Here is a 7,508-nt window from a genome sequence, read left to right as displayed (position 1 = left end):
CGACCTTTACCCTAGAAATAGGAGTTAAACTCATGCGAGTTTTTGTCTTAGATTCCCACAAAAAACCATTAAATCCAAGCCATCCTGGTAGAGCTAGAAAGTTACTCAATCAAGGGAAAGCAAGCGTATTTAAACGTTATCCATTTACCATTATTCTTAAGGAGGAAAAACCATTACACACAAACAATAATTGTAAGCTAAAGTTAGATGGGGATTTTAACCCACATCTAACCGCAGACCACCAAAGTCTTCGATTTGGTGGGGGACTTCAACCCGATTGGGCGAGGCACAAAGGCTTTACTTTAACTAAAAATCTTCCCTCCTGCCTCGGATCCCCCTGCCTCCTGCCTCGCCCGAAGGGGGTTAAAACTGCTAACCAAACAGTTCAAGGTATTAGCCACAAATACTGTAAACCTATTCACAAGGCGGATGGATATAACTATGCAACATAAATTATGTCCCTCATTTCCTCTCATCGCTAACCTGATGAGAGGTTTAGCGAGAGTCTCTATGAGGGCGGAAAGATGAATATTGAACGGCGGAGGTTTTTACAACAAACAGGATTAGCGTTTCTGACTCTAGGATTAGGTCAGATAAATCTTTCGAGATTTAACCGCTATGTTCAAACATTAGCAGATCCAACTAAAAGAAAACTAGCTTTGCTAATAGGAATCAATGAGTATCAAGATTATTCTCATCTTCATGGCTGTTTAACTGATGTAGAGTTGCAAAAAGAACTTCTAATTCATCGGTTTAATTTTCAACCGGCTGATGTCTTGACCCTTACTAATGCCGAAGCCACCAGAGAAAATATCGAAGATGCTTTTAAACAGCATTTAATTAAACAGGCTGAAGAAAATGATGTGGTAATCTTTCATTTTAGCGGTTATGGCAGCTCAGCTAAAATAGAAACAGCAGCAGCTTCTCAGCCGAGAATAATTCCTTGTTTAACTCCCGTTGATAGCAATTTACAAACCAAAGGATTGCCAACTAGTAATTTTTTATTTGAACCTACCTTAGATTTATTAGCACAGTCTCTATCTACTAACAAGGTAGTCTTCGTTTTAGATACTAGCTATCTAGCCACAGATAAACCTTTACAGGGAAATCTGCGTATACGGTCTTTGGCAAAATCTCCCACAGAAAAATCTAATTTCTCCGAAATAGCTTTAAACGAGAATTTACAATTACAATTATCTACTCAAGAAAAACAAGGATTGAAAAAAAGAAATAACTCTTCCCTATATCTTAAAGCTGCTAAAAAAGATCAATGGGCAGCAGAAGAAGATTGGCAAGGGTTTAGTGCCGGGATATTTACTTATAATTTAACTCAGTATTTATGGGAAGCGATCGCCCCTACTAGTTTAATGGTGAGTATGAGCAAAACTAGTGCCAATATAGCTTCTCTAGTGGGCACTCAGCAACAACCAGAAGTAATTAGCAACTCTAAAACTGCTAAATCAATTTATTATTTACCTGTTACTCAAGCAATTAGTGCCCAAGGCTTTGTTAGTAAAATAAACGATACTCAAGTTAAACTAAAATTACTCGGATTACCCCCCCATGTTCTTGAAAACTATGGGGCTAATTCTTGTGTAATTATTCCTCAACTCAAATCTAAGCAATATTTGCAAATTCGTAGCACAGAAGGTATCGAATGTACAGCTAAACTAATAGACAAAAATTTAAAACCCACAGAAGTTTTAGAGGTAGGGCAATTAGTACAAGAATATATTCGAGTTTTACCTCATAATCTCAAGTTAACTGTAGCCCTAGACTCCTGTTTAGAGAGAATAGAAAGAGTAGATGCTACCAGTGCCTTATTGAGTTTAGATATAGTAAACAATGTTATCAAAGCCGGAGACCAACCTGCTGATTGTATACTAGGTAAAACTGAGGAAAAATACGCTCTTTTTTCTAGTGGTGGCGTATTTATCTCTAAATCTAGAAATAAAGCTAATGAGGCGATAAAACCAGCAATTACTAGTTTAACTCCAGAATTAAAGATGATTCTAGCCGCTAAACTTTGGCGCTTGACTATTAATCAGGGTTCGTCATTATTACCAGTAGAAGCTAGTTTAACTTTGAATAAATCAACTCAACCAGTTACTATAAAACAAAGTACTAGGGCAGGAGACCCTGAAAATATAACTACTAAAACCAAAGGTCAAGATATAGAATTTTTAACCAAAATAACTTCAGGAAGTCAACTAGATTTAGAAATTACTAATCAGGGAAATAAACCTATTTATTTTTTAATCTTAGGCATATTACCCAACTATCAAGCCATCGCCCTGTACAATTCTTTACTACAAAAACAAACATCACCCTGGTTAATAGAAGCAGGTCAAACTAGATTAGTACCCAATCCAGCGCAAAATTTAACCTGGAAAGTGCCAGAAGTAAAAGGAGTAACAGAAATTATCTTTATCTTTAGCGAAGCCCAATTTAGTAAAACTCTCGATACCCTAGCAGATAATCAGCAAACCATCGGAGATAAAGAACAACTCCTACAATTAGGTAACCCTCTAGAAGTGTCAAAAGCAATTTTGAAGGACTTACACGCAGCAAGTGCCGTGAGTTCCGATTTAGTGAATACCCCAGAGGTTTATGCCCTAGATGTGAATAAATGGGCTACATTAAGATTTGTATACCAAGTAGTTGCTCCAACTGTTTAAGAATTATGTTTGTACGTCGTAAGTTGATGTTCGTGGCTATAATTAGCCTAGTTTTATTTAGTATAAGCTTTACCCCAAAGGCGATCGCCCTAGGAGGAGAACAACCAGAATTAAACCAACCTGCCCCAAATTTTACCCTACCCACAAACACAGGAGAAGGGAAAATATCCCTCTCTGACTATCGGGGTAAATGGGTAGTACTCTATTTCTACCCCAAAGATTTCACCTCTGGTTGTACCCTAGAAGCCCGTCGCTTTCAACAAGATTTACCTAAATACCAAGCCAAAAATGTGCAAATATTAGGAGTGAGTGCCGATGATGTAGATTCTCACGCTCAATTTTGTGATTCTGAAGGTTTAAAATTTCCCCTCCTAGCAGATACAGACGGGGAAGTTAGTAAAACTTATGGGTCTTGGCTGGGAATTATGTCATTGCGTCATACCTATATCATAGATCCCGAAGGCATACTTAGAGAAATTTTCCTTGGGGTAAATCCAGCAGTTCATTCTCAAGAAGTATTAGCAACTCTTGAGTCTCTGATAAATTAAATTTGGGTGGTAATTTAAGATGAAACTAGACGATAAAACCGTAGTAAAAGAATACTTTAATAGTTCTGGATTTGAGCGCTGGCAGCGTATTTACGGCGATGGGGAAGTAAATAAGGTACAAAGAGATATTCGGACTGGACACCAACAAACCATCGATACTGTCTTAGCATGGCTAGAAACAGAAGATTTAGCTAATATGTCCATTTGTGATGCGGGTTGTGGTGTCGGGAGTCTGAGTATACCCCTCGCCGCAAAAGGCGCCCAGGTATTTGGCAGCGATATCTCCGAAAAAATGGTCACAGAAGCCAAAAACAGAGCAAAAAATACCCTAGGAGATTGTCCTAATCTTAGTTTAGAAGTAAGTGATTTAGAAGCTATCAGTGGTAAATATCACACAGTGATTTGTCTTGATGTACTGATTCACTACCCTGATGCAGATATGGAAAACATGATCTCTCATTTAGCTTCTTTAGCAGAATCTCGTCTGATTTTGAGTTTTGCTCCAAAAACCTGTTTATTGACTATTTTGAAGAAAATCGGTGAATTTTTTCCAGGTCCGAGTAAAACCACTCGCGCCTACCAACACCGAGAAACTGATATGATCAACATACTCAAAGCCAATGGTTTGACATTAAAAAGAAGCGGAATGACTAGTACCCGTTTCTACTATTCTCGCATCCTAGAAGTAACCAGAGATTAAACTAAACTATGAGAGTTACCACAAGACAATTAATTAAATGGAAACAAGAAAAACGCTCCATCATCGCCCTCACAGCCTGGGATTATGCGATCGCCCAATTACTGGATGAGGCGGGAGTAGATATTGTCTTAGTGGGTGACTCTCTAGCGATGGTAGCCCTCGGCTACCCTAACACCCTCCCCATCACCTTAGAAGCGATGATACATCACACCTCTGCTGTAAGTAGAGGTGTGAAAAGAGCATTAATTGTCTGTGATTTACCATTTTTAACCTACCAAATCAGCATCAGCCAAGCTATAGAGTCTGCGGGCAGAATTCTCAAAGAAACCGGAGCTGCTGCGGTTAAAATTGAAGGAGGTAGTAGTTCTATAGTCGCCACAATTAAACGTTTAACAGAAATTGGTATTCCGGTGATGGGGCATGTGGGCTTAACTCCCCAATCAGTACATCAACTGGGGTATCTACAACAAGGAAAAACTCCAGAAGACCAAGAACGCATCCTACAAGAAGCCAAAGCCATCACAGAAGCTGGGGCTTTTGCGATTGTTTTAGAGCATATTCCTAGTGATTTAGCAGAAAAAATTACTCAAACTCTAGCTATACCCACTATTGGCATTGGCGCTGGTGTTAACTGTGATGGACAAGTTTTAGTTACTGCTGATTTGTTGGGACTTTCTGCCCAACAACCCCCTTTTGCTCAATCAGTGGTTAATTTACGTGAAATTATCATCGAAGGTGTTCAAAAGTTTATTAAAACTGTTCAGCCTTAAGGGGAGAAGGGGAGCTTTGCTATAGTATGTAGGGCGCAAGCCTTGGGATGGGCGCAAGCCTTGCGCCCCTACCAAATGAATATAAAAATTAATTCACTAAGATTATTAGCTAAAAATGGCATCAATGTCGGAAAGAAAAGTAGGGTGCGTTAACCTGCGTGTAACGCACCGCAAGCTTAGAAAATTGATAAAAATATGATGATTATCTTATCGGCGATCGCACGAAAGATAAGGGGAGCTCCGGGAGCTTTGCTATAGTATGTAGTAGGGGCGCAAGGCTTGCGCCCACATCAAGTTGAGTAGCAGGAAAAAAAGTAGGGTGCGTTAACGTAGTGTAACGCACCGCAAGCTTAGAAAATTGATGAAAATATGATGATAATCTTATCGGCGATCGCACGAAAGACAAAGAGAGAAAGATATAATTTAAAGATAGCGATCGCACGAAAGACAAACAGAAAAAGAAGTAGGGTGCGTTAACGTAGTGTAACGCAACATAACTTATGTAGTAATCAAGATTTTATATTAAAATAAAATATATTAGTATGTAGGGGCGCAAGCCTTGGGATGGGCGCAAGCCTTGGGATGGGCGCAAGCCTTGGGATGGGCGCAAGCCTTGGGATGGGCGCAAGCCTTGGGATGGGCGCAAGCCTTGCGCCCCTACTACCAAATGAATATAAAAATTAATTCACTAAGATTATTAGCTAAAAATGGCATCAATGTCGGAAAGAAAAGTAGGGTGCGTTAACCTGCGTGTAACGCACCGCAAGCTTAGAAAATTGATAAAAATATGATGATTATCTTATCGGCGATCGCACGAAAGATAAGGGGAGCTCCGGGAGCTCCGGGAGCTTTGCTATAGTATGTAGTAGGGGCGCTCATATTTGCGCCCACATCAAGTTGAGTAGAGTGCAAATCCTGAAGTGTAGCGTATCACAATTTCAAAAAATTGATGAAAAGATGATGATGATCTTATCGGCGATCGCACGAAAAAAGTAGGGTGCGTTAACGAAGTGTAACGCACCATAACTTATGTAATAATCAAGATTTTATATTAAAATAAAATATATTAGTATTTTAAATTAATTAAATATTGTTGCTATTGAATTTTTCCCAACTAATTTGTATATATGGATAGAAATGAGCTACTTGATATTTTAGAAAATATTACTCTAAGTGAATTTAACAAATTAGTATTTAGGTTAAAAGTTCCTAAAAACTATTTACCAGGAGAGAATACAGAACAGACACAACGAGCTATAGCTTTACTAGAATGGGCAGAATCACCCTTTGGTTGTGGCTTAAAAAAGGTTGAAGAAGCTTTAGAAAAAATTAGTCAAGAAAAAGAAGTCCCATCAACAATACCTCATAACCTAGGTAGAGGTAGGGTAAGACTTGCACCCATAAACTTTATCGGTCGTGAAACAAAACTAGAAGAACTTCATCAACAATTACAACAAAAAGAACGTATAGCCATTACGGCAACTATAACCGGAATGGCCGGAGTTGGCAAAACCGAACTAGCCATACAGTATGTATTAACTCAAAAACAGCAGTCAGTTTACCCAGGGGGAATATGTTGGGTACAAGTACCAAATAAGAATGTAGGGGAACAACTCCTAGATTTTGCACAATCTCAACTAGAATTAAATCCACCACAGGAGTGGGATTTACAACAGCGATTAGATTACTGTTGGCCAAGATGGCGACCTCCTGGTGATGTTTTAATTGTCTTAGATGATGTAAGTAAATATACAGAAATTCAAGAGTATCTACCACCCCAAGAAACGAGATTTAAAATTCTGATAACTACCAGAAGAGAAGGATTAGCCCGATCTTTTAGCCAATTACATTTAGAAATATTAGAAAAAGAGGCCGCTTTGGAATTATTAGCCTCATTTATTGGTGTAGATAAACTAGAAAAAGAAAGAGAAACAGCAGAAGAACTCTGTGAATGGCTAGGATACTTACCATTAGGGATAGAATTGGTAGGGCGATTTCTCGAAACATTCTATAATTGGTCATTAACTAAAGTTTTATCGAATTTAAAAGAAAAAAGCCTTCAAGAAAGTAAACCCCTACAAAGGAGAAAAGTAGATTCTCCCAAAGGAATCATAGAAGCTTTAGATTTAAGTTGGGATGAATTAGATGAATCTGGCAAAAAGTTAGCTTGTTTTTTAAGTTTGTTTGCATTAGCACCAATTGAGTGGGATTTAGTAGTTAAATGTTTACCAGAAGAAGATGAAGAGGATTTAGAAGAAATTATCTATGAACAACTTCTGACATTGAATTTAATTAGAGAAACAGAAGGGGAAAGAGAAACTTATCAATTGCATCAACTAGTACATCAATACTTGAGATACAAATTGGAACAAATACCAGAATCACAAGAGTTAAAGTCTCAATTTTGTCAAGGAATGGTAAAAGAGGCACAGAAGATTCCTGATACTCCCATAAAATCAGATATAGAACAGGTAAGATTGTCTATTCCTCACATAGCTGAATCAACCAAAGAGTCATTAAGAAACTGGTTACCCCATGAAGATATAACTTGGCCCTTTGTGGGTGTGGGTAGATATTATGAGGCACAGGGTTTATATACCTTAGTAGAACCTTGCTATGAACAATGTTTAGAAGTTTGTCGAGGCTTATTCTCTGGAGACCATCCATTCGTGGCAAGTAGCTTGAACAATTTAGCTTATCTCTACTATAACCAAGGGAGATACAGCGACGCCGAACGTCTCTACACCGAAGCTAAACAGATGAGAAGGCGAATGTTTGAGGGGGACCATCCCTCTGTGGCAAATAGCTTGAA

At 38.5% G+C, this 7,508-nt stretch carries 7 protein-coding genes; 6 read left to right on the top strand and 1 reads right to left on the bottom strand.

Annotation, left to right across the window (positions count from 1 at the left end; all coding sequences use genetic code 11):
- The 5 genes from MW688_RS18935 to panB all read left to right on the top strand — a co-directional run.
- The coding region (locus MW688_RS18935) for an RRXRR domain-containing protein (RefSeq protein ID WP_486737572.1) at positions 1–452 on the top strand (452 nt) is incomplete at its 5' end.
- Positions 453–524: 72 nt separating this feature from the next.
- Positions 525–2,678, top strand: coding sequence for a caspase family protein (locus tag MW688_RS18930; protein ID WP_486737571.1), 2,154 nt, complete (start codon positions 525–527; stop codon positions 2,676–2,678).
- A gap of 26 nt (positions 2,679–2,704) precedes the next feature.
- The gene (locus tag MW688_RS18925) at positions 2,705–3,226 is read left to right on the top strand and encodes a peroxiredoxin (RefSeq protein WP_486737573.1); all 522 of its coding nucleotides are present in this window, start codon (positions 2,705–2,707) and stop codon (positions 3,224–3,226) included.
- A 19-nt stretch (positions 3,227–3,245) separates the two neighbouring features.
- Positions 3,246–3,926: a magnesium protoporphyrin IX methyltransferase gene (bchM, locus tag MW688_RS18920; RefSeq protein ID WP_486737570.1), complete on the top strand. Its 681-nt coding sequence runs from the start codon at positions 3,246–3,248 to the stop codon at positions 3,924–3,926.
- An 8-nt stretch (positions 3,927–3,934) separates the two neighbouring features.
- Complete coding sequence (gene panB, locus MW688_RS18915) at positions 3,935–4,696, top strand: 3-methyl-2-oxobutanoate hydroxymethyltransferase (protein ID WP_486737569.1); 762 nt, start codon at positions 3,935–3,937, stop codon at positions 4,694–4,696.
- Between the two features lie 517 nt (positions 4,697–5,213).
- Here panB and MW688_RS18910 read toward each other — a convergent pair.
- A complete protein-coding gene (locus tag MW688_RS18910) occupies positions 5,214–5,342 on the bottom strand; it encodes a hypothetical protein (protein ID WP_486737568.1) in 129 nt (42 codons plus the stop codon).
- Positions 5,343–5,823: 481 nt separating this feature from the next.
- Between MW688_RS18910 and MW688_RS18905 the strand changes: the two genes are divergently transcribed.
- Positions 5,824–7,508 (top strand): tetratricopeptide repeat protein (locus tag MW688_RS18905; RefSeq protein WP_486737567.1); only part of this gene is annotated, 1,685 nt, incomplete at its 3' end.

The sequence above is a fragment of the Johannesbaptistia floridana genome (assembly GCF_057440575.1).
The sequence above is the reverse complement of the archived record's forward strand: the minus strand, read 5'-3'. Positions and strand labels throughout refer to the sequence as shown.